Raw genomic sequence first — 21,783 nt, forward strand, 5'->3', positions numbered from 1 at the left:
AGCTCACCAAGTTCACCCGCGACCCGGCCCCACCCCCCGCGCCCGCGGCGGGGGGCCCGCCCAGGGGGGGGCGTCGGGCGGGGGGGGGCGCGGGGCGGGGTCAGGCGCGGTGGGCGGCCTCGATCCAGTTGGCGAACTCGCAGGCGAAGTGCCACTGGTGGCCGGTGGCGAGGTGCTCGGGAGCGGCCTCGGGGAACCGGACGGTGAGGCGGATCCGCAGGCCGTCCGGGGCGTCGGCGAACTCGTGCAGGACGTGCAGGACCTCGGTGCCGTCGGCGAGGGTGCCGGTGCCTCCGATGCGGACCGGGAAGGCGGCGTGGTCGGGGGTGTGCCGGTCGGGGGTGTGCCGGTCGGGGGCGTCGTCGGGGGCGTCGTCGTGGAAGCGGAGGAAGAACCGGGCCGGGCCGGTGCCGATGGTCTCGATGATCTCGACCCGGTCGCCGGTGGAGTCGGCCAGGTAGTGCTCCGGGTTGGCGGCGAGCAGGGCGGTGCGATCGCCGCAGTGCAGGCGGCCCTGCCACCAGGTGAGGAAGCGTTCGGCGTCGATGCCGGTGGCGGTGAGTTCGGTGACGGCGGTGCGCCAGCGGCCGGCGGAGGCGTGTGCCCAGCCGGCCAGGGCGGTGTCGGCGGCGGTCGTGTCGGCGGCGAGCAGCTCGCGCGTCCGGTCGTCGCCGAGGCGCTGCTTGAGCAGGTGCAGGGCGGCGCGGGCGCGGTCGAGTTCCCAGGCGAGGACGGCCTCGCGGGGGTGGGTGGTGCCGTCGATGTCGGTGCGGACGGCCGGTGCGGTGGTCGGCAGTGCGGTGCCGGTGGTCGGCGGCGCGGTGGTGGTCATGGCGGCACTCCTCGGCAATGGGAACCACGATGCGGAGAGATTTTCTCCGCTTCGCTGGCGACGGTAACATAGGAGGAGAAAGTTTCTCCGGTTAGGGAGCAGTGGATGAGGTCCGACGCGGAGCGCAGCCGGCGCAGGATCCTGGACGCCGCCTGCGAGGTGTTCCTGGAGCGGGGCCCGGACGCCCCGCTGGACGCGGTGGTCCGCCGGGCCGGGGTCGGCCCGGCCACCCTCTACCGGCGCTTTCCCGACCGCGAGGCCCTGGTCCGCGCACTGGTCGTCGACCTGCTGACCCGGCTCACCGGGGCCGCCGAGGAGGCGCGGCGGACCGAGGAGGACCCGTACCTGGCGCTGCGCCGCTTCGTGCACGCCGCCGCCGACCTGCGGATGGGCGCCGCGATCGTGGTGCTGCTGGAGCGCCTGGTGGTGGACGGGGAACTGGTGGCGGTCCGCCGCGGCGCGGTGACCGCCGTCGAGGGGCTGCTGCGGGCCGCACAGGAGGCCGGGCGGCTGCGCCGCGACGTCGGGACGGGCGACCTGGTGCTGCTCTGCGTGCGGCTGTCCCGTCCGCTGCCGGGCGGGCTGGCCGCGCTCGACGCGGACGGCTCGCTGGTCCGCCGTCACCTGGACCTCGCCCTGGCCGGGCTGGCCGCCGCACCCGACGGCGTGCCCGGCCGGGCGCTCGGTTTCGACGAGGTGATCGCCGCGGCCGGGCGCCCCGGTGAGCCGGCCCCGGAGCGGGTGGCAGAGTGAGCGGAATGGACGACGAGGTGGTGCGGGCGTGGCGGGCCGTCGAGCGGGAGCCGGGGGCGGTGCTGCTGGACGGGTTCCACGCGCTGAAGCACGCGCTGCGGTTCGGCGGTGACGTCCGGCGGGTGCTGACCGCCGACCGGGCCGCGCTGCTGGCGCTGGCCGCCGAGCTGGCCGCGGACGTGGCCCCGGCGCTGGACGGGCTGGCGGTGGAGCTGCCGGAGGCGGCGCTGCGCGCCCTGGCGCCCCGGCTGCACCCGACCGGGGTGATCGCGCTGGCCGTGCGGCCCTCCCCCGAGGCCAACCTGGCCGCCCTGGACCGGCGGCCGCGCCGGGCACCGGTGGTGCTGCTGGAGAACCCGCGCAACCTGGGCAACGTCGGGGCGGTGATCCGGCTGGCCGCCGGGTTCGGCGCCACGGGCGTGGTGACCACCGGGGACCTCGACCCGTGGCACCCGACCGTACTGCGCGGCAGCGCGGGCCTGCACTTCGCGACCGCCGTCGAGCGGCTGACCCTGCCGCAGCTGCCCGCCGGGCCGCTGTTCGTACTGGACCCGGAGGGCGCGGACATCCGCGACCTGCCGTTCCCGGACGACGCGCTGCTCGCCTTCGGCACCGAGCGGCACGGGGTGTCGGCGGAGCTCAGGGCGCGCGCCGACCAGCTGGTCGCGGTGCCGATGCAGCCCGGGGTGTCCAGCTTCAACCTGGCGACCAGCGTCGCGATGGGCCTCTTCCACTGGATGTCCGGGAAGCGCTGAGGCGCGGTGCGCCCGGCGGGGCACAGCGCCCCGGCGGGGCGGGGGCGTCAGGAGAAGAGCCGGCGCCAGGTGTCCGGCCCGGGGATGCCGTCGGCTTCGCTGCCGCGCCGGCCCCCGGGCGAGCTGGAACGCCTGGGTGGCCCTGCGGTCGGCCTCGCCGGAGGCGCGGGCCGAGGCCGGGGCTGGGGCCGGGTCAGCGCGGGATGGCCGGCGAGTACTCCGGGTCGGTCCAGGTCAGCGGGGTGGCGTCGGCGAGTTCGACCACGCCGGTGACGGCCAGTTCGACCATCCGCTCGGCGCCCGGGGCGGACTGCCGGGCCTGCTCCGACCAGTCGGTGCGGGCCTCGCCGGTGACCAGCAGCGCCCCGCCGGTCTCCCAGTCGGGCAGCAGCAGGCCGGCCCGCGGGTCCAGTTCCAGATTGCCGAGTGTCATGAACATGCTGTTGCCGGGATACTCCGGCCAGCGCAGCCGGTCCGGGGCCACCGCCTCCAGGAAGCCGGGGAAGCCGCCGCGGTGGGAGGCGTCCACGCTGCCGCCCGGCCCGGTGGTGGCGACGAAGAAGGTGTCCGCGGTGGCCGCGGTCAGCCGCTGCGCGGTCGTCAGCCGGGAGCCCGTGGCGACGGCCCGGGGCGGGCCCGCGGCCGGACGGTCCAGCGGGGTGCGGCGCTGGATGTACTTCGGGCAGTTGGAGACCACCTCGTCGGCGCTGATCAGCAGCCCGCCCCGGCCGTCCGGGACGGCGTCGCCGTTGAGCCGCATCCGGCGCCGGCCGGCCGGGTCCAGGGCGATGGTGCCGACCTTGGCGGGGCGGGCCAGCGCCCCGGCCAGCGGATCGTCCCCGGCCGGGCGGGCGGCGACCGACAACGTCCGCTCGTCCGGCGCCCGGAGGAAGCCGGCCGGGCCGGCCAGCTGGGTGGCCCAGACCCGGCCGTCGGGGTCGGCGGCGCCGACGACCAGCATCCGCCGTTCGGTCAGGAAGCGGGCGGCGACCGCCGGGACGGTGCCGCGGATCGACCGTCCGGCGTGGTCGGCGCGTTCGGTCCGGCCGGCCCGGGCCTGGGCGGCCCGCTCGCCGGCGTGGTACGGCGTGCTGGTGGTGGTCATGCCGGTCTCTCCTCCCGGAGGTCGCCCGGACCGGGCGGCGTTCGGACGTGGGCTCGGTCGAGGGCGCGGCCGGGGCCTGGCGGGGCCTGGCCGGGCGCTCGGCGAGGACTTAGAAGAAGCCGCAGGTCGGGGCGCCGGTGGTGGGGGCCGAGGCCTCGGTCGCGTCCACGCCGGTGCGGGTGTAGACCTCCAGCCGGATGCCGTCCGGGTCGGTGAAGAAGATGCCGCCGGAGGCCGAGCCCTCGTTGTGGGGGACGACGCCGTCGTAGGCGAACCCGGCGCCGAGGTCGTGCAGCAGCCGCTCGGTGGCGCGGACCTCGTCGAGGCTCTCGACCTCGAAGGAGAGGTGGTGCAGGCCGGGGTTGGCGGTGGCGAAGCCGCCGGTGCTCTGCTGCCAGAGGGTGACCACCAGGCGGCCGTCGCGGCCGAGCAGGGCGAAGCGGCGGTCGGGGTCGGTGCCCTCGTGGGTGACCTGGAGGCCGAGGACGGCGCGGTAGAAGTCGATCGACCGGGCCAGGTCGGTGACGTTCAGGCCCACGTGGCCGGTCTGCAGGGTGCGGATCGCGGTGGTGCTGGACATGGCTGGTCACTCCCGGGGCCGGTGGTTCCGGTGGGGCCGCTGCCTAACCGGTACTCATGAGATTAGGAGTTAGGTGATGCATCGTCAACCGGTACTGGAGGGATAAGTGGTTAGTTTTTCGGGCGGGCACGCGAAAGCCCCGCCGGACCTGGCGGTCCGACGGGGCGCGGGAGGGGCGGCGGGGGCGGGCCGGGTCAGGCCCACTCCCACCGGATGCCGATGTGGCCCGGCTGCTGGTCCGGGGCCAGGACGTGGGCGCTCGCCGAAGCCCCGATCCACAGCTGCTCGCGGCGGTGGTCGACGTCGGCGCCCGGTTCGCGGTCGTAGCGCTCGCAGTGCGCCGGGACGGCGGCCGGGTCGAAGTGCACCTGCAGCACGTACTCGCGCACCGGGGTGGCGAAGCGGCGGCTGTACTCCAGGGTGGGCCCGCCCGGCGGGATCTCCACCTCGTACTCGAAGACCGTGCTGTCGCCGAGGCCGAGCGGGCGGTCCAGCATCAGCTCGGCGACGGTCAGCCCGACCTCGGGGCGGCGGCGCACCCGGCCCAGCCGGCCGTGCCGCACCGCGGTGATCTCCGGGCAGCCGGTGGCTTCTTCGTCGGCCTTGTGGACGACCAGGCAGCGGCCGACGCCGCCGACGGTGGCGCGCACCACCTGGCGCATCCGCAGCAGGTTGCCGCGCCGCTCGGCGTCCACGTAGTACGAGTCGTGGATGCTCAGGCGCTCCAGCTCGCCGGCCGGCGGGGCGTCCAGCTCCGCGAAGATCGAGGCGATCTCCTGCTCGCCCGGCCAGACGTCCTCCAGTCCGAGGTGCAGGGTGTTGGCCGCGGCGGCCCAGCGGCCGCGTGGGCGGGGCGGGCCGAGCAGGGACGACAGCGCGCTGTGCGGCAGTCCGAGGAGTTCCTCCAGCAGGTGGACGGCGCGCAGCGAGCTGGCCCGCTCGGGCTGGCTCCGGCCGCGCCGCCAGTAACTCAGCGTCGTGACGCTGACCCTGACGCCGCGTTGGGCGAGGGCGGCGCGGATCCGGTCCAGGCTGAGGCCGCTGGCCTCGATGGCCAGGTGCAGGGTGTCCGCGAAGCCGCCGACCGGGGCGAGCCGGCCGGGGTTCGGCGTCGGCGCCGGGGCGGACGCGGGTGCCGGGTTCGGTGCGGGCGGCTGGCCCGCCGCGGGTGCGGGTGGTCCCGGGCGCTCCGTATGCGACCCGACCAGCCGCAGCCGCGCGGCGTCCTGAGGTTGCTGTGCGGCCATGCGGTGACCCTCCCCACCAGGTGAGTTCGGTGGGACCGGACCGACGCCGGGGCGCGCCTCCAGGGGCTTCACCGAGCTTTGGGGAACCCTATGCACGGTCGAGAGGCTACGTCATCAGTCGTGCGTATGACAGTGGTCACGGCAGGTCGACCGGATGATTAGCGATCTTGAAACAGTGTGGAAACACGGACCTTACCGGGCCCGTCGGCCGGGGCGGGGCCGGACGCGACACCGCCGGGGCGGGCCCTGTCGGCGCCGCCCCGGCGGGGGTATCGGTGGTGCCCGCCCGGTAGCACCCGGTGTCACCGGGAGCTACCGGAGGGTGATCAGTTGACGTTCAGCGCGACGTCGTCGACCACGAAGCTGGTCTGCTGGGACGAGTCCTCGGTGCCGGTGAACTTGATCGTCACGGTCTGGCCCGCGAAGGAGGTCAGGTCCAGGGTGCGCTGCACGTAGCCGGCGGCGGCGTTCACGTTGGAGTAGGTCGCCAGCGTGGTGCTGTTCGCCTGGACGGTCAGCTTGTCGTACGCCGTGGAGCCGGTCTCCGCGGTGTCGATGTGCAGCCAGAAGGTCAGCTTCGCGGAGGTGCAGCCGGCCGGGATCGAGACGGTCTGCGACATCGTGTCGGTGTGGGTCGAGCCGTAGCCGTTCATCCAGGCCTTCCAGCTGCCCGAGTGGGCGGCCTGGGAGGAGCTGTTGTCGACCACGCCGCTGGAGGTGGTCCACGGGGCGGCGGTGCCGGTCTCGAAGCCGCCGTTGGCGACCAGCTGGGCGGCGGTGCAGCCGCCGGGCGGCGGGGTGGTGCCGCCGCCGCCACCGAGCAGGGCGGTGGTCAGGGCGTCGGCGACCGGGGAGCCCCAGCCGGTGACCTGGTCGTAGCCGGCCTTGGCGGAGAAGTCCTGGTTGGCGCCGGTGGTCACGTCGTGGAAGACGCTGCCGGAGCTGCTGCTGTTCGCGACCGTGTACAGGCGCGGGCTCGCCTCGCCGAGGACCGGCTGCCCGGCGGCCTTGGCCTTCTGGTTGAACTGGGCCGCGTAGCCGGACCAGAGCGGCGCGGCCGCGCTGGTGCCGCCGTAGACCTGCCAGCCGCCGGCCGTGTAGATCGAGAAGCCGCTCGCCGGGTCGGCGTTGGAGGCGACGTCCGGGACGGTGCGCATGGTGCCGCTGACGCCGGTGCCGGTCTGCCAGCTCGGCTTGGCGAACACGGTGGAGACGCCGCCGCCGGCGGTGCTCCAGGCGCTCTCCGAGGAGTAGGTGTTGCCGCTGCCGACCTTGAGGTTGGTGCCGCCGACACCGGTCTGGTGCGGGCTGGAGGCCGGGAAGTCGACGGCCTTGACGCTCGAACCGCTGGTCGAGCGGGTGCAGTCGCGCGAGCCGTCGTCGCCGGAGGCGGAGAAGATCGAGATGCCCTGGGCGGCGGCCTGCTTGAAGGCGTTGTCGACGGCCGTCATCGAGGAGGCGGTGGTGTCCGGCTCGCAGGAGCCCCACGAGATCGAGATGACCGAGACGCGGTTGTCGGCCACGATCTTGTTGGCCATGTCGATCTCGCCCTGGTCGCTGTTCGGGGCCTCGTAGACCAGCTGGGTGGCCTTGGGTGCCGCGCCGCGCACGATCTCGCTGTCCAGTTCGACCTCGCCCTGGCCCTGGCCGGGGGCGGAGTCGTAGTTGGCGCCGTCCACCGAGACGGTGGAGACGGCCGGGCCGGTCAGGCCGAACTGCGAGTCGTAGGTGGTGAGGTTCGACGACTTGTAGCCGTCGAACTCCCACAGCGCGACCGTGGTGCCGGTGCCGTCGGCGCCGGTCTTGTTCAGGTTGTACGCACCGGTGTACTGCGCCGGGGACATTCCGCTCGGGCTGGCCGTGGCGGCGTTCGGGGTGATCGCGTTCGGCGTGGCCAGGCGGTTCTTGCGCACCGCGTGGTTGTCCAGACCGCTGACGCCCTGGATCACGGCGGCCAGGTCGGACGGGATCGAGGCGGCGGCGTCGTTGGCGAAGAAGGCGCGCTGCAGCTGCGGGTCGACGTACGCGCTCTCGTGCGTGCCGAAGGCCTGCGAGACCTGGGCGGCGGTGCCGTGGGCGTTGACGACCTGGCGGTTGGCGCTCACCTCGGTGACGGTGAGGCCCTGCTGGGCCAGGTAGGCCTTGACCTGGTCGACGGAGGCCTGGGTCGGGCCGAACTGCGCGGTGAACTGCTCCGGCGTCAGGTAGTGGCCGTACTCCGGGGTTCCGGGCGTGGCGACCGCGGTGAGGAAGCGGTCCAGGGCGTCGGCGTTGCGCAGCTTCAGGCTGACGGCCACCGAGATCTGCTGCTCGGCCGGGACGTCGCCCTTCTTCTCCGAGTGGGCGACCGCCGGGTTCACGGTGTTCGGCAGGGCGACGCGCGGGGCGGCGTTGGGGGTGGCGGCCTGTGCGGTGGAGACGCCGAGCGAGACGGCGGTCAGCGGCAGCACGGCTATCGCCGCGGCGAGAGCAAGGGAGCGGGGGCGCAACGGATCCTCCTCTGGCCGGCTGTGGGGGCCGGCAAGGGGTCAGGCGTTCCGGGGTCGAGAACGCTGGCTCGAACATGACAGAACCGGTGTGCGAAGTGGCTCATGATCAAGCAATTCGTTGCTAAAAAACAGTCAAGTGTGGAGGCCGGGAAACTCGGTGATTCCATACAGTGAATGACCGGAATTCACGGCTCGGTCCATACCAATTCACGGCGCGGGGCCCGGACGTAGAATCGGGCCGAACCGAGGGAGGACGATGACCGACGTGAAGGCCGACCCGGGGGACCCGCGGCCGCTGATCGGCGAGCCGCTCGCGCTCGACCTGCTCAACACGCGCTGGGCCGGGACACCCGTCAACGACCTGCTCACCGGGGTCGAAGGCTACGGGATCTGGCTCTCCTCCGCCGGGCTCGGCGACCGCTGCACGGCCGACGACGCGGGACTCGCGGCGATCCGGCAGGCCCGCGAGGCGATCCTGCTGGCGGCCCAGGACGCCCGCGAGCAGGGCGAGTTGGGGGTCGGGGCCCGGGCGGGACTGGACGCGGTGCTGGCGCACGGGCGGATCCGGCGGACGGCCGGACCGGGCGGCGCGACGGACCTGGTCGAGGCCGACCGGCCGGAGTGGCTGGCGCCCTGGCTCGCCGCGGACGACTTCCTCACGCTGCTCGGGCAGGGGGCGCCGCGGGTGAAGCAGTGCGCGCACGAGGCGTGCATTCTGCATTTCTTCGACGCTTCGCAGAACGGGCGTCGGCGGTGGTGCCGGATGGCGGTGTGCGGGAATCGCGCGAAGGCGGCGCGGCACTACGTGAAGGCGCGGGGTTAACGGACGACCGAACGAATGGTCGGGGTCCGGGGGTTCGCCGGGCGGGGGCGCCGCGCGGGGGCCGGTGGTGCCCGTGGTGCCTGTGGGGGTGTCGGCGGCGGCGTCCGGGCGGTGCGGTCCGGGCGGGCGTCGCGGCCCGCCCGGACCGGGCGTCAGGCCGGGCTGCCGAGCCAGGTGGTGAGGGCGGCGCGGAGTTCGCCCTGACCGGGGTCGACGGCGGCCCAGGCGACGTAGCCGTCCGGGCGGATCAGCAGGACGGTGTCGCGCAGCTTGCCGTGCGGGTCGGCGGGGGCGGCCGAGACCATGCGGTCGGCCCAGGGCTCGGCGGCGGCCAGTTCGTCGTTGCTGACGAGGACGAACGCTCCGGCGCGCAGCGCCTCGTAGAGCCGCTCGGGCGCGGCCGGGGCGCCTTCGACGGGCTTGCTGAGGGCGGTCAGCCGCAGGTCCGGGACGCGCTTGCCGACCTGCGGGTGGGCGTCCTTGGGGGCTGGGTAGGAGATGCCGATGCCGGAGACCAGCCGGGCACCGCGTTCGGTGACCAGGTCGAGGTGGCCGCCCAGCGCGGTGAGCGCCCCGCGCAGGGCGCGGGTGGGGGCGGATTCGGCGAGGGCGAGCCGGATCAGCGCGCCGGAGGTGCGCAGGACCGTCTTGCCGACCGGGTGCCGTTCGGTCTGGTAGGTGTCCAGCAGGGCGTCGGTGGCCCGGCCGCGGAGGGCGGCGGCGAGCTTCCAGGAGAGGTTGGCGGCGTCCTGCAGGCCGGTGTTCATGCCCTGGCCGCCGGCCGGGGAGTGGCAGTGGGCGGCGTCGCCGGCCAGGAAGACCCGGCCGGAGCGGTAGTTGGGGGCCTGGCGCTCGTCGCTGTGGAAGGTCGAGCTCCAGCGGACGTCGCGGAGGCCGAAGTCCTCGCCGAGGATGGCCCGGGTGAGGGCGGTGAGCTGCTCGGTCGTGGGGGTGGTGCCGTCCGGGAAGCGCTCGTGGCGGTCCCAGGCGATGATCCGGAACCAGCCGTCGCCGAACGGGGCGATGAAGGCGAAACCGGCCTCGTTGGCGCCGACGGTGATCGCCTCGTCGGGTTCGTGCTCCAGCCGGACGTCGGCCAGGACCACGGAGTCGACCACCGACTCGCCGGGGAACGGGATGCCGAGCAGGTCGCGGACGGCGGAGCGGACGCCGTCGGTGCCGACCGCGTACGCGGCGCGGTGGGTCCCCCCGTCGGCGGTCTCCACGGTCACGCCGTCGGCGTCCTGGCGCAGCCCGGTGACCTCGGCGCCGCGCACCAGGGTGGCGCCGGCCTTCTCCGCGCGCTCCAGGAGCAGCCGTTCGACGTTGTACTGCGGCGTGATCAGGACGAACGGGAAGCGGGTCTGCAGCGAGCCGAGGTCGATGCCGAAGCGGCCGAACATCTTCAGCGCGCCGAGCGGCCGGCCGGTGGCGATCAGGTCGTCGGCGAGGCCCCGGGCGTCCAGCAGCTCCAGGCTGCGGGCGTGCACGGCGAAGGCGCGGGTGAGGTCGGACCCGGCGGCCCGCTTCTCCAGCACGGTGACGCCGACGCCGGCGGCGGCGAGGTCGCCGGCGAGCAGCAGCCCGGTGGGTCCGGCGCCGACGATCAGGACGTCGGTTTCGGTCGTCGGCTTCACGGCCATGTATCAGCTCCCGGTGTTCGGAGGGCGGTTGGACGCCGTTCCCGGCGTTCTCCCAGCCTCCATCATCGCGGGCCCGGCGGGAGCTGTGAACCGCCGGGCCCCGGCGGTGGGTGACCGCCGGGGCCCGGGGGTGCCGGTGGGGCTGCTCAGCGGTGCCGGCGGATCTCCACCGTGCGGAACCGGTTGGCGACGAACGCGCCGTCGCAGTAGGCCGAGTTGGCGGCCGGGTTGGCGCCGGTGCCGTGCAGGTCGGAGAAGGCGGCGGTCTGGTTGGGGTAGACACCGCCGGTCAGGTTGAGCGAGAGCGAGACGCCGGAGTCCAGTGCGGCCTCGACCAGCAGGGCCTCCACCTCGGGCGAGGTGGTGTAGCCGGAGGCGGTCATGGCGCCCTTCTCGCGGACCGTGGTGCGCAGCAGCTCGACGCCGGCGGCGGTGGACTCCACGGCGACGGCGAAGGAGACCGGGCCGAAGCACTCGCTGCGGAAGACCGAGCGGTCGTCCGGCTTGTCGGCGTTCAGCTTGACCAGGGCGGGGGTGCGGACGGTCGCGCCGGGGAAGTCGGGCGAGGTCACCGCGCGCGGGGCGAGGGCGAGTTCGCCGTACTCGCCGCCGGCCGCGGCGGCGGAGCGCTGCAGCACGCCCGGGTTGACCACGGCGCCGAGGATGGCGGCGGCGCGGGCGTCGTCGGAGAGCAGGCCCTCGATCGCGCCGGCGAGGTCGGCGACCACCTCGTCGTAGGTCTTGTCGCCCTGGTCGGTGCTGATGCCGCCGCGCGGGATCAGGACGTTCTGCGGGGTGGTGCACATCTGGCCGCTGTAGAGCGAGAGCGCGAAGGCCAGGTTGCCCAGCATGCCCTTGTAGTCGTCGGTGGAGTCGATGAGGACGGCGTTGACGCCGGCCTTCTCGGTGTACACCTGGGCCTGCTTGGCGTTCTCCTCCAGCCAGTCGCCGAAGGCGGTGGAGCCGGTGTAGTCGATCATCTTGATCTCGGGGCGGACCGCGAGGGTCGCGGCGACGGTGCCGCCGTCGTGCTCGGCGGCCAGGCAGACCAGGTTGGGGTCGTAGCCGGCCTCGGCGAGCACCTCGCGGGCGGTGCGGACGGTCAGCGCGAGCGGCAGCACGGCCCGCGCGTGCGGCTTGACCAGCACCGGGTTGCCGGTGGCCAGCGAGGCGAACAGGCCGGGGTAGCCGTTCCAGGTCGGGAAGGTGTTGCAGCCGATCAGCAGCGCCAGGCCGCGCGGGACGACGGTGAACTCCTTGGTCATCACCAGCGGGTCGCGCTTGCCCTGGGGCTTGGTCCAGTCGGCCCGCGCGGGCAGCCGGGTCTGCTCGGCGTAGGCGTAGGTGACGGCCTCCAGGCCGCGGTCCTGGGCGTGCGGGCCGCCGGCCTGGAAGGCCATGCCGTAGGCCTGGCCGGTGGTGTGCATGACGGCCTGGGCGAACTCGTGGGAGCGGGCGTTGATCCGGTGCAGGATCTCCAGGCAGACGGCGGCGCGCTCCAGCGGGGAGGCGGCGGCCCAGCCGGGGCGGGCGGCGGTGAGCGCGGCGATCAGGGCGTCCGGGTCGGCGTGCGGGTAGGTGATGCCCAGCTCGACGCCGTACGGGGAGGCCTCGCCGCCGACCTGGTCGCCGTCGGTGGGGTGGCCCTCCAGGGCGAAGGGCTTGCCGAGCAGGGCGTCGAAGGCGGCCTTGCCGTCCGCGGGGCCGCTCTCGCCGTACGCCTTGGGGAACTCGGGGTAGGGCGACCAGTAGTCGCGGTCGGCGGCGGCGGCGAGCGCGGCGTCCAGGGTGGCCTGGTGGCGCTCGACCAGCTCGCTGACGAGGGGGTGGGTGACCGCTGCGGACATCTGTGCGCTCCTCAGGGGGGAGGACGGGACACGTCACAGAGTAACCGAACGATCGGTCGGCTCAAGAGGGTGCAGGGGTGGGAATCCGCCGGAACGGACGGAGGGCGCGTCCGTGGCGGACGCGCCCTCCGGGTGCCTGCGGCGGATCCGGGTCTACGGCACGCCCAGCTCGAAGAGCACGTACCCGGCGTACCAGCCGGACGCGAGCGCGCCGGTGCCCAGGACGGTGGCCAGCACCGGCCAGCTCAGCTTGCGCATCGCGATCGCGAGCGCGATGAACAGCGGGAAGGCGGGCAGCAGGTAGCGCGAGGTGTTGCCGAAGATGCCGAGGCTGCCGAGCACCGAGACGATCGTGGCCAGCGTGTAGGCGGTCAGCACCAGCGGCGGACGCAGCCGGATCATCAGCACGATCAGCACCGGCAGGGTGAACACGATCAGGGTCGCCAGCAGGTCCGGCACCGGGAACGCGAAGGGGTAGTCGCTGCGGCCCAGCAGCACGCCGCGGATCGCGTGCCAGGTGCCCTGGCCGCCGTCGAAGTAGTGCAGCCAGGCGTCGTGCTGCAGCCGGAAGTAGCCGCCCCACTCGCCCATCCGCCAGCCCACCCAGCCGACGTAGCCGAGCAGGCCGACCGGGGCCAGCAGGATGGCGGTCAGCGGGCGCAGCACGCCGCTCTCCCGCCGGTACAGCTCGACCAGTGCGGCCAGGCCCACGGCTCCTATCAGGGCCGCCGCGGTCGGCCGGTTGAGCCCCGAGACCAGGGTGATCACCCCGGCCGCGACCCACCGCTTGGTCATCACGCAGTAGCAGGCCCAGGCGGCCAGCGCCACGAAGGTGGAGTCCGAGTAGACCGCCCACTCGGCGCCGGAGCCCGGGGCGATCGCCCAGATCCCGGCCGCGATCACGCCCGTCCGGGCGTCCCCGGTCAGCTTCTCCACCACGGCGTAGATCCCGGCGGCGGCGAACAGCGAGGCCACCACCGAGACCAGCATCCCGGCGCCGTACAGGCCGAAGGGGGTGACCTCCGAGGTCAGCCGCATCAGACCCGGGTAGAGCGGGAAGAAGGCGGCCGAGTTCTGCTCGACGTTGTAGCCCTCCGAGCCCACGATCGGGACCAGCGCCGGGTGGTAGCCGAACTGCGCGACCTGCTGGTACCACCAGCCGTCCCAGCTGGCCAGCACGTCCCAGGGGTTGGCGCCGCCGCCGAACCGGGCCGGCTTCCTGGCGTAGTCGCCGGCGAAGGAGAGCAGCTTCATGAACGCCGTGAAGCCGATCAGCTTGAGCACCGCGTAGCACCACACGGCCGGGCCGAAGCGCACCACCAGTGCCCGGGCCCGCTCCTGCCAGCCGTGCGCCTCCGTCGGCCCCCCGCTGCGCTGCTCGGGCACGTCGGAGGCGACTGCCGGTATTGCGTTCATCAGCCGTGGACCCCAGCCTGCTCTGGACGTGGACGGATCGTCCGCAGAGTCTAGGCCCAGTCCGGCCGGTCTTGCCGGGCCCCGGCTCCCCCGGCTGGTGTGGACCGGAGCGGGCCGGTGCGGACCGGACGGACCCGATCGACTACCGCCTCGGGGGGCCGGGGATACTCGGAGGATGGCCGATCACACCACGCGCACCGCCTACACCGTGGAGTCACTGCTCGCGGTGACCGTCGACGTCTTCAACGAGCGCGGTTACGACGGCACCTCGATGGAGGACCTGTCCCGGGCGGCCGGGATCTCCAAGTCCTCCATCTACCACCACGTCCGCGGCAAGGAGGAGCTGCTGCGGCTGGCGGTCGGACGGGCGCTGGACGGTCTGTTCGCGATCCTGGCCGAGCCGGCGGCGGTCGGCGGTCCGGCGGTGGAACGGCTGGAGCACGTGGTGCGGCGCACCGCGGAGGTGCTGCTGGCGGAGCTGCCGTACGTGACGCTGCTGCTGCGGGTGCGCGGCAACACGGCCACCGAGCAGTGGGCGCTGGAGCGGCGCCGGGACTTCGACCACCAGGTCGCGGAGCTGCTGCGGGCGGCGGTCGCGGACGGGTCGCTGCGGGCGGACGTGGAGCCGCGGCTGGCCACCCGGCTGCTGTTCGGGATGATCAACTCGATCGTGGAGTGGTACCGGCCGGGGCTCAAGGCCGCGGACGGCGTCGCGGACGCGGTGGTGCACCTGGCCTTCGACGGGCTGCGGGCGCGGTAGCCGGTAGCCGGGCGCCGGTCGCCGGTCGCCCGGCGGGATGTCCGGGGGGCGGCGGCGCCCGGGGGCGTCAGGGGGTCTGCGGCGCCGGTGGGCGTCAGGGGGTCTGCGGGTCGGGCGGGACCTGGTCGGTCTCCTCGAAGACCAGCATGGTGCGGGTGCCGAGCACCTGGGGGATGGACTGGATGCGGTTGAGCACGAGCTCCCGCAGGGCCCGGTTGTCGGCGGTGTGCACCAGCAGCAGGACGTCGAAGTCCCCGCCGACCAGGGCGATGTGCGCCACCCCGGGCAGCTCCAGCAGCTGCTCCCGGACCGTGCGCCAGGAGTTCTGGACGATCTTCAGGGTGATGTACGCGGACGCGGCCTGACCTGCCCGTTCGTGGTCCACCCGAGCGGTGAAGCCGCGGATGATGCCGTCCTCGACCATCCTGGAGATCCGGGCGTACGCATTGGCCCGGGACACGTGCACCCGCTCGGCCACCGAGCGGATCGAGGCGCGACCGTCCTGCTGCAGCAGCCGCAGGATCGAACGGTCGACCCGGTCGAGCCTGGACATCTGTTCAGCCGACATGACCCCCCACCCTCACCGATTGGACACCTTGCCACCAGTCGACCGCTGCTCAGGCCGAATGTCCACCACCTTGTCACGCTTCTGGTCAAGATGAACAGACGACCGAACAATCGGTAGGGAGCCCCCGCCACCCCTGGAGGTGCCCCGAGATGACCGTTCTCGACCACAGACACCACACGGGCGTGCCCGGTTGGTCGCCCGGCGCCACCGCCCCGCGCACCGACCCGGCCCCCCTGCTCCCGGACCTCTCCCCCGTCCGGGTGCTCGGCACCCCCGCGCTGGAGAAGTACGACCCGGCGCTGCTGTGCGAGCTCTACCGGCGCCTGGTCGTCGGCCGCCGCTACAACCAGCAGGCGACCACCCTGACCAAGCAGGGCCGCCTCGCCGTCTACCCGGCGTCCACCGGCCAGGAGGCCTGCCAGGTCGCCGCCGCGCTGGTGCTCGGCGAGCGCGACTGGCTGTTCCCCAGCTACCGCGACACCCTCGCCGTGGTCTCCCGGGGCGTCGACCCGCTGGAGGCACTGACCCTGCTGCGCGGCAACGCCCACACCGGCTACGACCCGCGCGCCACCCGCACCGCCCCGCTCTGCACCCCGCTCGCCACCCAGGCTCCGCACGCCGTCGGGCTGGCCCACGCCGCCCGGCTCAGCGGCGAGCCGGCCGTCGCGCTGGCGATGCTCGGCGACGGCGGCACCAGCGAGGGCGACTTCCACGAGGCCCTGAACTTCGCGGCCGTGCTCAACGCGCCGGTGGTCTTCCTGGTGCAGAACAACGGCTACGCGATCTCCGTCCCGCTCAGCGCGCAGTCCGCCGCGCCCAGCCTGGCGCACAAGGCCGTCGGCTACGGCATGCCGGGCCGGCTGGTGGACGGCAACGACGCCCCCGCCGTGCACTCCGTGCTGGCCGAGGCGGTCGAGCGGGCCCGCAGCGGCGGCGGCCCGACCCTGGTCGAGGCGCTGACCTACCGGATCGAGGCGCACACCAACGCCGACGACGCCACCCGCTACCGCACCGAGCCCGAGGTCGCCGCCTGGCGGGAGCACGACCCGATCCTGCTGATGGAGGGCGCGCTGCGCGGACTCGGCGTGCTGGACGACCGGCTCGTGCAGGAGGCGGCCGAGGAGGCGGAGGCGCTCGCCGCCCGGATGCGGGCCGAGTTCCACGCCGATCCGGAACTCGACCCGATGGCGCTGTTCGCCCACGTCTACGCCGAGCCGACCCCGCAGCTGCGGGAGCAGGCCGCCCAGTTGTCCGCCGAGCTGGCCGCCGAGGCCGAGGTGCAGCACTGATGTCCACTGCCGTTTCCTCCCGTACCGCCTCCATGGCGCAGGCGCTCAACTCCGCGCTGCGGGACACCATGCGCGAGGACCCGGCGGTGCACGTCCTCGGCGAGGACGTCGGCGCGCTCGGTGGCGTCTTCCGGATCACCGACGGGCTGACCGCCGAGTTCGGCCCGGACCGCTGTCTGGACACCCCGTTGGCCGAGGCCGGCATCCTCGGTACCGCGATCGGCATGGCGATGTACGGGCTGCGCCCGGTGGTCGAGATGCAGTTCGACGCCTTCGCCTACCCGGCGCTGGAGCAGCTGTTCTCGCACGTCGCCAAGATGCGCAACCGCACGGCGGGCCGGCTGCCGCTGCCGATCACCGTCCGTGTCCCGTACGGCGGCGGCATCGGCGGGGTCGAGCACCACAGCGACGCCTCCGAGGCCTACTACACCAGCACGCCGGGTCTGCACGTGGTCACGCCCGCGACGGTGGCCGACGCGTACGGGCTGCTGCGCGCCTCGATCGCCTCCGACGACCCGGTGGTCTTCCTGGAGCCCAAGCGGCTCTACTGGGGCAAGGCCGAGTTCGACCCGGCGGCCCCGGTCGAGCCGATCGGCCGGGCCGTGCTGCGGCGCCCCGGCACGTCCGCCGTCCTGATCACCTACGGTCCCTCGCTGCCGGTCTGCCTGGAGGCGGCCGAGACGGCGAAGGCCGAGGGCTGGGACCTGGCGGTGCTGGACCTGCGCACCCTGGTGCCGTTCGACGACGAGACGGTCTGCCGGGTGGTGCGCTCGATCGGCCGGGCCGTCGTGGTGCACGAGGCGACCGGCTTCGGCGGCACCGGCGCGGAGATCGCCGCGCGGGTCACCGAGCGCTGCTTCCACCACCTGGCCGCGCCCGTGCTGCGGGTCACCGGCTTCGACATCCCGTACCCGCCGCCGATGCTGGAGCACCACCACCTGCCCGGGGTGGACCGGATCCTGGACGCGGTCGCCCGGCTGCAGTGGGAGGACTGATCGTGATGCCCGTCGTGCGGGAGTTCCGGCTGCCCGACCTCGGTGAGGGACTCACCGGGGCGGAAGTCGTGCGCTGGATGGTCGAGGTCGGCGAGGTCATCGCCGTCGACCAGCCGGTGGTCGAGGTGGAGACCGCCAAGGCCGTGGTGGAGGTGCCCTGCCCGTACGGCGGGGTGGTCACCGCGCGGTACGGCGAGGAGGGCGAGGAGATCGCCGTCGGCGCGGCGCTGGTGACGGTCGCGGTGGCGGCGGCGGACGGGGGTGCCGGAGAGCCGGCCGGGCCCGCCGGTGCGCCTGCGGACCGGCCCTCCGCCGAGGTCGAGCGGCCGCTGGTCGGGTACGGCGTCGCGGAGACCGGCAAGGGCGGTCGGCGGCGCCGGGTCGGGGTGGCCGCCGCGGGTGGCGCCCCGGTCGTGGCCGCCGCCGTGGCTGCCCCGGCTGCCCCGGCTCCGGTGGCGGCCGCTCCGGTCGCGGTGGCGGCCGCCGGTCCGGCCGTCCTGCCGGTGATCTCGCCGCTGGTGCGGCGGCTGGCCCGGGAGCAGGGGGTCGACCTGGCCGCGCTCAGCGGGAGCGGGCCGGACGGACTGATCATGCGGGCGGACGTCGAACGGGCGGTCGCCGCCAGGGTGGCCGCTCCGGCCGTCGCCCGGCCGGTCTCCGCGTCGGTCTCCCCGTCGGCTTCCTCGTCGGCCTCGCCCGTCGGGCCGGAGGTGGTCGTCCCGTTGCGCGGGCTGCGCAAGGCGGTGGCCGAGAAGCTCAGCCGCAGCCACCGGGAGATCCCGGCCGCGACCTGCTGGGTGGACGTCGACGCCACCGAACTGATGGCGCTGCGGCGGCAGTTGAACGCGACGCCGGGCCCGAAGGTGAGCGTGCTGGCGCTGCTGGCCCGGATCTGCACGGTCGCGCTGGCACGCTTCCCCGAACTCAACTCCTCGGTGACCGAGGACGGTTCGGGCATCGTCCGGCATTCGGCGGTGCACCTGGGCTTCGCCGCGCAGGGCGAGCGCGGCCTGGTCGTCCCGGTGGTGCGGGACGCACAGGCCCGCAGCACCGAGCAACTCGGCGAGGAGCTGGCCCGGTTGACCGAGTCGGCGCGGGGTGGCTCGCTCACTCCGGCCGAACTGACCGGCGGCACCTTCACGTTGAACAACTACGGGGTGTTCGGCGTGGACGGGTCCACCCCGATCCTCAACCACCCCGAGGCGGCGATGCTCGGGGTCGGCCGGATCGTCGCCAAGCCCTGGGTCCACCACGGGGAGCTGGCGGTGCGCGAGGTGACGCAGCTGTCGTTCACCTTCGACCACCGGGTCTGCGACGGCGGGACGGCGGGCGGCTTCCTGCGCTTCGTCGCGGACTGCGTGGAGCAGCCGGGGATGCTGCTGCGGCAGCTCTGAGCGCGGCCGCCGCGGACGGCGCGGTTGCCCTGGGTGGACGGGGGGCCACTCAGGGCAACCGCGATCGAGTGAGAGTAGCGCGTTGCCGGGGCGGGTGTCCGGGCTTCGCGTGATTTGTCGGATGAGCAGTTCGGGCGTGCCACGCTGCCTAGGCGTCAGCAGAGACAAGCCAGGTGGTGGCGCAGGCCGGCCGGAGGCGAAACGATTCTCTTGGGTACTCGAAACGTAGCGGTGAAGTCCCGCAGAACTCTCCTGGTCCGCACCGGGCACGGCTCGGCGGGGGTCACCTCCGTCCCGGGCCTGCCGGAGCTCCCGCCCCAGGGGCCGCCGACGCCGGAAGCGCCGGAAGCGACCGTACGGCCGCCGATGCCGCTGGACCCGCCGGACCTGCCGCCGGTGACACCCGCGCAGGCACCCACGGCCGTCCTGCCGCCGGTACCGGGCGCCCGTGGAACGGATGCCCCCGGGTCGGACGCCCGTGGGACGGAACGGCTTCGCCCGGTGATCCCGGCGATGCCGTCCGAACCGCCGGCCGTCCCGGCGCCGGGCCACCTCGCGCCGGGCCACCTCGCGCCGAGCCACCCGGAGGCGGTCTCGGTCACCGGCACCTCGCCGGCCTTCCGCCCGCTGTTCACCGACGCCCCCGGGCTCAACTGGGCCGGACCGGGGGACAGGTGGAGCGACGCCTGGGCCGTGCGGGCGCCGTCGGCGCAGCCCCCGGCCGCGCTCCCGGCGGCCCCGCTGCCGGCCGCGCTGCCCGCCGGGCTCCCCGCCGCCCCCGGGCAGCTGCTCGTCCCCGCCGTCGAACTGCCGCTCACCGCCCGGGACGTCGAGCTGATCCGGGTCAGCCTCGCCGCCGTCGAGCCGGTCGCCGACCGGGCCACCGCGCACTTCTACGCGCTGCTCTTCCTCTACCACCCCGAGGTCCGCTCGCTCTTCCCCGCCGCCATGGACGTCCAGCGCGACCGGCTGTTCCGCGCCCTGCTGTCCGCCGCGCGCGGCGCCGAGGACCCGGTGGCCCTGCGCACCGGACTGGCCGCGCTCGGCCGCGGCCACCGCCGGTACGGCACACTGACCGGCCACTACGCCCCGGTGGGGGAGTGCCTGGTGCAGGCGCTGGCCCGGTACACGGGCGGCCGCTGGGACGCCGACACCGAGCTGGCCTGGCGCCGCGCCTACCGGCTGATCTCCTCGATCATGATCGAGGCCGCCGAGGAGGCCGCCCGCACCTCGCCGCCGTGGTGGCAGGGCGAGGTGGTCCGGCACGAACGCCCCGCCCGGGACGTCGCGGTGATCACCGTCCGTCCGGACCAGGCGTACCCGTTCCGGGCCGGGCAGTACACCAGTCTGGAGACGCCCTGGTGGCCGCGGGTCTGGCGGCACTTCTCCTTCGCCTCCGCCCCGCGCCCGGACGGGCTGCTGACCTTCCACGTCAAGGCCGTCCAGGCGGGCTGGGTGAGCAACGCGCTGGTCCACCGGGCGGTGCCCGGGGACGTCCTGCGGCTGGGCCCGGCGGCCGGTTCGATGACCGTCGACCACACCGTCGGCACGGACCTGCTCTGCCTCGGCGGCGGCACCGGCATCGCGCCGGTCCTCGCCCTGGTCGAGGAGGTCGCCGAGTACGGCGCGCACGGCCGCCGGGTCGAGGTCTTCTACGGTGCGCGCCGCGCCCCCGAGCTGTACGCGCTGGCCGGGCTGCGTGAGCTGGCGCGGGCCAACCCCTGGCTGACGGTCCGGCCGGTGCTGTCCGGTGCCGGTCCGGCCGAGGGCGCGCTGACCGGTGAACTGCCCGAGGTGGTCAGCCGGTTCGGTCCGTGGACGGGCCGGGACGCGGTGCTCAGCGGACCGCCCGCGATGGTGCGCCGGGGTGTCGGGGTGCTGCTGCGCTGCGGAGTGCCGGCCGAGCGGATCCGGCACGACCTGGTCGGCGACCTGGCCGCCGGGTGATCACCCGCGACCGCCCGGGGACCACCCGCGACCGCCGGGTGATCACCTGCGACCGCCCGGGATCACCCGAGGTCGGGCGCGAGCAGCGCGCGGATGCCCTCGATGTTGGCCGCCAGGTACGCCCGCAGCCGGGGCGGCACCACGTTGACCGAGGTGACCCCCTCCCGGGTGAACGGCAGCCGGACCACCTCGTACTCGCCGTTCGGCTCCGTCACCTCCGGCCCGTGCCGCCGGCTGAGGTCCATCGACGCGAGCCGGCAGACGAAGAAGTGCTGCACCTTGACCCCGTGCGGGTGCAGCAGCGTGCCGTCGTCGTGGTGCGTGTGGCTGATGGTGTCGACGAACGCGGGCACCACGTCCACGACCTTGCCGCCGAGTTCCTCGTCCACCTCGCGGTGCAGGGCCTCGACCACCGTGCGGTCACCGCGCTCGACCCCGCCGCCGGGAGTGATCCAGTACGGGTGCGGCGCACCCGGCCGGACCCGCCGGATCAGCACGATCGAGGCCGGGCCGTGCGGGTCGTCCGGGTCCAGCTCCAGCAGGATCGCCCGGGCGGTGCGCTTCACGACCGGGCGCGGTGGCGGGGTTCGGTGTTCGGGGCCCATGGCCACCTCCGGGGCAGGAGCGTTGTGCGGAAGTCTCCCGCGCCGGGAATGCGTCGAAACCCACGGAATGGGTCGAAACGCCGACCCGGTCGGATGCGTCCGTCCGGGGAGCCGTTGTGCTGCAATGGGCGACCACCGGGCGCACGGACGTGGACCGTTCGCACGAAGCCGTCGGGAAACGTCGAAACCGCGTCCGGTCGCCGTCGGACCCAGCGCACCGACCGTCCGGGCAGAACGAGAGGTACTGGCGCCATGCAGCACAGCACAGTCCAGGACCACCTGGTGATGAACCTCGTGGTCTCGCACGAACTCTCCCTCCGCATCATGGTGGACGCGGCGTACGAGGCCGGCGATCCGTACGCCGTCCGGTTCACCTTCCACCTGCCCGGCAACGCCCCGGTCACCTGGTTCTTCGCGCGGGAACTGCTGCTCGACGGGATCGGCGGCCCGGCGGGCGAGGGCGACGTGCACGTCCGCCCGGACGACGCGGATCCGACGGAGGTCCGGGTCGTGCTGCGCTCCCCCGACGGCGATGCGGTGCTGCGGGCCCCGGCGGCGTCGCTGGCCGCCTTCCTGGCGCGCACCGACCGGCTGGTGCCGGTGGGGCGGGAACTCGACGGGCGGGAGCTCGACGCCGAACTCGCGGACATCCTCCGGGGGCGCGAGAACGCGGGCTGAGCGCCCGCGGGGCGTCGCCGACGGGACGGCGAAGGGGCCCGCACCCGGGTGGTCCAC

General features: G+C 74.3%; 19 protein-coding genes. 9 read left to right on the top strand and 10 right to left on the bottom strand.

The features are described from left to right. Positions 1 to 100 precede the first annotated feature (100 nt). Positions 101 to 832 (bottom strand): hypothetical protein, encoded by a 732-nt coding sequence (locus ACFV04_RS32275; protein ID WP_380534343.1) that lies wholly within the window; start codon positions 830 to 832, stop codon positions 101 to 103. 105 nt (positions 833 to 937) lie between these two features. Between ACFV04_RS32275 and ACFV04_RS32280 the strand changes: the two genes are divergently transcribed. Then, entirely contained in the window at positions 938 to 1,585 is a 648-nt protein-coding gene (locus tag ACFV04_RS32280) for a TetR/AcrR family transcriptional regulator (RefSeq protein WP_380346686.1), read from the top strand. A gap of 5 nt (positions 1,586 to 1,590) precedes the next feature. Continuing rightward, on the top strand, positions 1,591 to 2,340 hold the full coding sequence (locus tag ACFV04_RS32285; protein ID WP_380346685.1) for a TrmH family RNA methyltransferase: 750 nt from the start codon (positions 1,591 to 1,593) through the stop codon (positions 2,338 to 2,340). Positions 2,341 to 2,533: 193 nt separating this feature from the next. Here ACFV04_RS32285 and ACFV04_RS32290 read toward each other — a convergent pair whose 3' ends face one another. The 4 genes from ACFV04_RS32290 to ACFV04_RS32305 all read right to left on the bottom strand — a co-directional run bounded on the left by ACFV04_RS32290 (position 2,534) and on the right by ACFV04_RS32305 (position 7,761). Continuing rightward, positions 2,534 to 3,445: a pyridoxamine 5'-phosphate oxidase family protein gene (locus ACFV04_RS32290; protein ID WP_380346684.1), complete on the bottom strand. Its 912-nt coding sequence runs from the start codon at positions 3,443 to 3,445 to the stop codon at positions 2,534 to 2,536. Between the two features lie 109 nt (positions 3,446 to 3,554). Beyond that, positions 3,555 to 4,025, bottom strand: coding sequence for a VOC family protein (locus ACFV04_RS32295; RefSeq protein WP_380534346.1), 471 nt, complete (start codon positions 4,023 to 4,025; stop codon positions 3,555 to 3,557). Between the two features lie 194 nt (positions 4,026 to 4,219). Beyond that, on the bottom strand, positions 4,220 to 5,272 hold the full coding sequence (locus tag ACFV04_RS32300) for an XRE family transcriptional regulator (protein WP_380346682.1): 1,053 nt from the start codon (positions 5,270 to 5,272) through the stop codon (positions 4,220 to 4,222). Positions 5,273 to 5,598: 326 nt separating this feature from the next. Then, a complete protein-coding gene (locus tag ACFV04_RS32305; RefSeq protein WP_380346681.1) occupies positions 5,599 to 7,761 on the bottom strand; it encodes a protease pro-enzyme activation domain-containing protein in 2,163 nt (720 codons plus the stop codon). 256 nt (positions 7,762 to 8,017) lie between these two features. Between ACFV04_RS32305 and ACFV04_RS32310 the strand changes: the two genes are divergently transcribed. Continuing rightward, positions 8,018 to 8,584 (top strand): CGNR zinc finger domain-containing protein, encoded by a 567-nt coding sequence (locus ACFV04_RS32310; protein WP_380534348.1) that lies wholly within the window; start codon positions 8,018 to 8,020, stop codon positions 8,582 to 8,584. Positions 8,585 to 8,736: 152 nt separating this feature from the next. Here the strand turns inward: ACFV04_RS32310 and ACFV04_RS32315 are convergent, their stop codons facing one another. The 3 genes from ACFV04_RS32315 to ACFV04_RS32325 form a co-directional block, all read right to left on the bottom strand. Then, the gene (locus ACFV04_RS32315) at positions 8,737 to 10,227 is read right to left on the bottom strand and encodes an FAD-dependent monooxygenase (RefSeq protein ID WP_380346679.1); all 1,491 of its coding nucleotides are present in this window, start codon (positions 10,225 to 10,227) and stop codon (positions 8,737 to 8,739) included. A 146-nt stretch (positions 10,228 to 10,373) separates the two neighbouring features. Further along, the gene (gene paaN / locus ACFV04_RS32320) at positions 10,374 to 12,074 is read right to left on the bottom strand and encodes a phenylacetic acid degradation protein PaaN (protein ID WP_380534350.1); all 1,701 of its coding nucleotides are present in this window, start codon (positions 12,072 to 12,074) and stop codon (positions 10,374 to 10,376) included. A gap of 153 nt (positions 12,075 to 12,227) precedes the next feature. After that, positions 12,228 to 13,490: a hypothetical protein gene (locus ACFV04_RS32325; protein WP_380346677.1), complete on the bottom strand. Its 1,263-nt coding sequence runs from the start codon at positions 13,488 to 13,490 to the stop codon at positions 12,228 to 12,230. Between the two features lie 175 nt (positions 13,491 to 13,665). On the opposite strand from ACFV04_RS32325, the gene ACFV04_RS32330 reads away from it, so the two are divergent. Beyond that, the gene (locus ACFV04_RS32330; protein ID WP_360258767.1) at positions 13,666 to 14,250 is read left to right on the top strand and encodes a TetR/AcrR family transcriptional regulator; all 585 of its coding nucleotides are present in this window, start codon (positions 13,666 to 13,668) and stop codon (positions 14,248 to 14,250) included. A gap of 94 nt (positions 14,251 to 14,344) precedes the next feature. Here the strand turns inward: ACFV04_RS32330 and ACFV04_RS32335 are convergent, their stop codons facing one another. Continuing rightward, positions 14,345 to 14,818, bottom strand: coding sequence for an Lrp/AsnC family transcriptional regulator (locus tag ACFV04_RS32335; RefSeq protein ID WP_360258764.1), 474 nt, complete (start codon positions 14,816 to 14,818; stop codon positions 14,345 to 14,347). 149 nt (positions 14,819 to 14,967) lie between these two features. On the opposite strand from ACFV04_RS32335, the gene pdhA reads away from it, so the two are divergent. The 4 genes from pdhA (at position 14,968) to ACFV04_RS32355 (ending at position 20,443) form a co-directional block, all read left to right on the top strand. Continuing rightward, complete coding sequence (pdhA, locus tag ACFV04_RS32340) at positions 14,968 to 16,107, top strand: pyruvate dehydrogenase (acetyl-transferring) E1 component subunit alpha (RefSeq protein ID WP_380346676.1); 1,140 nt, start codon at positions 14,968 to 14,970, stop codon at positions 16,105 to 16,107. Next, on the top strand, positions 16,107 to 17,102 hold the full coding sequence (locus ACFV04_RS32345) for an alpha-ketoacid dehydrogenase subunit beta (RefSeq protein ID WP_360258758.1): 996 nt from the start codon (positions 16,107 to 16,109) through the stop codon (positions 17,100 to 17,102). The genes pdhA and ACFV04_RS32345 overlap by 1 nt, the downstream gene beginning before the upstream one ends. A 5-nt stretch (positions 17,103 to 17,107) precedes the next feature. Further along, on the top strand, positions 17,108 to 18,496 hold the full coding sequence (locus ACFV04_RS32350) for a dihydrolipoamide acetyltransferase family protein (protein ID WP_380534353.1): 1,389 nt from the start codon (positions 17,108 to 17,110) through the stop codon (positions 18,494 to 18,496). Between the two features lie 513 nt (positions 18,497 to 19,009). Next, entirely contained in the window at positions 19,010 to 20,443 is a 1,434-nt protein-coding gene (locus ACFV04_RS32355) for a globin domain-containing protein (protein ID WP_380534355.1), read from the top strand. 62 nt (positions 20,444 to 20,505) lie between these two features. On the opposite strand, the gene ACFV04_RS32360 is transcribed toward ACFV04_RS32355, so the two are convergent. Then, a complete protein-coding gene (locus ACFV04_RS32360) occupies positions 20,506 to 21,048 on the bottom strand; it encodes an NUDIX domain-containing protein (RefSeq protein WP_360258749.1) in 543 nt (180 codons plus the stop codon). Between the two features lie 252 nt (positions 21,049 to 21,300). On the opposite strand from ACFV04_RS32360, the gene ACFV04_RS32365 reads away from it, so the two are divergent. Continuing rightward, entirely contained in the window at positions 21,301 to 21,726 is a 426-nt protein-coding gene (locus ACFV04_RS32365; RefSeq protein WP_360258746.1) for an SsgA family sporulation/cell division regulator, read from the top strand. Positions 21,727 to 21,783: the final 57 nt, after the last annotated feature.

The sequence above is a fragment of the Kitasatospora sp. NPDC059599 genome, from assembly GCF_042735125.1.
In the GTDB taxonomy this organism is placed as follows: Bacteria; Actinomycetota; Actinomycetes; order Streptomycetales; family Streptomycetaceae; genus Kitasatospora.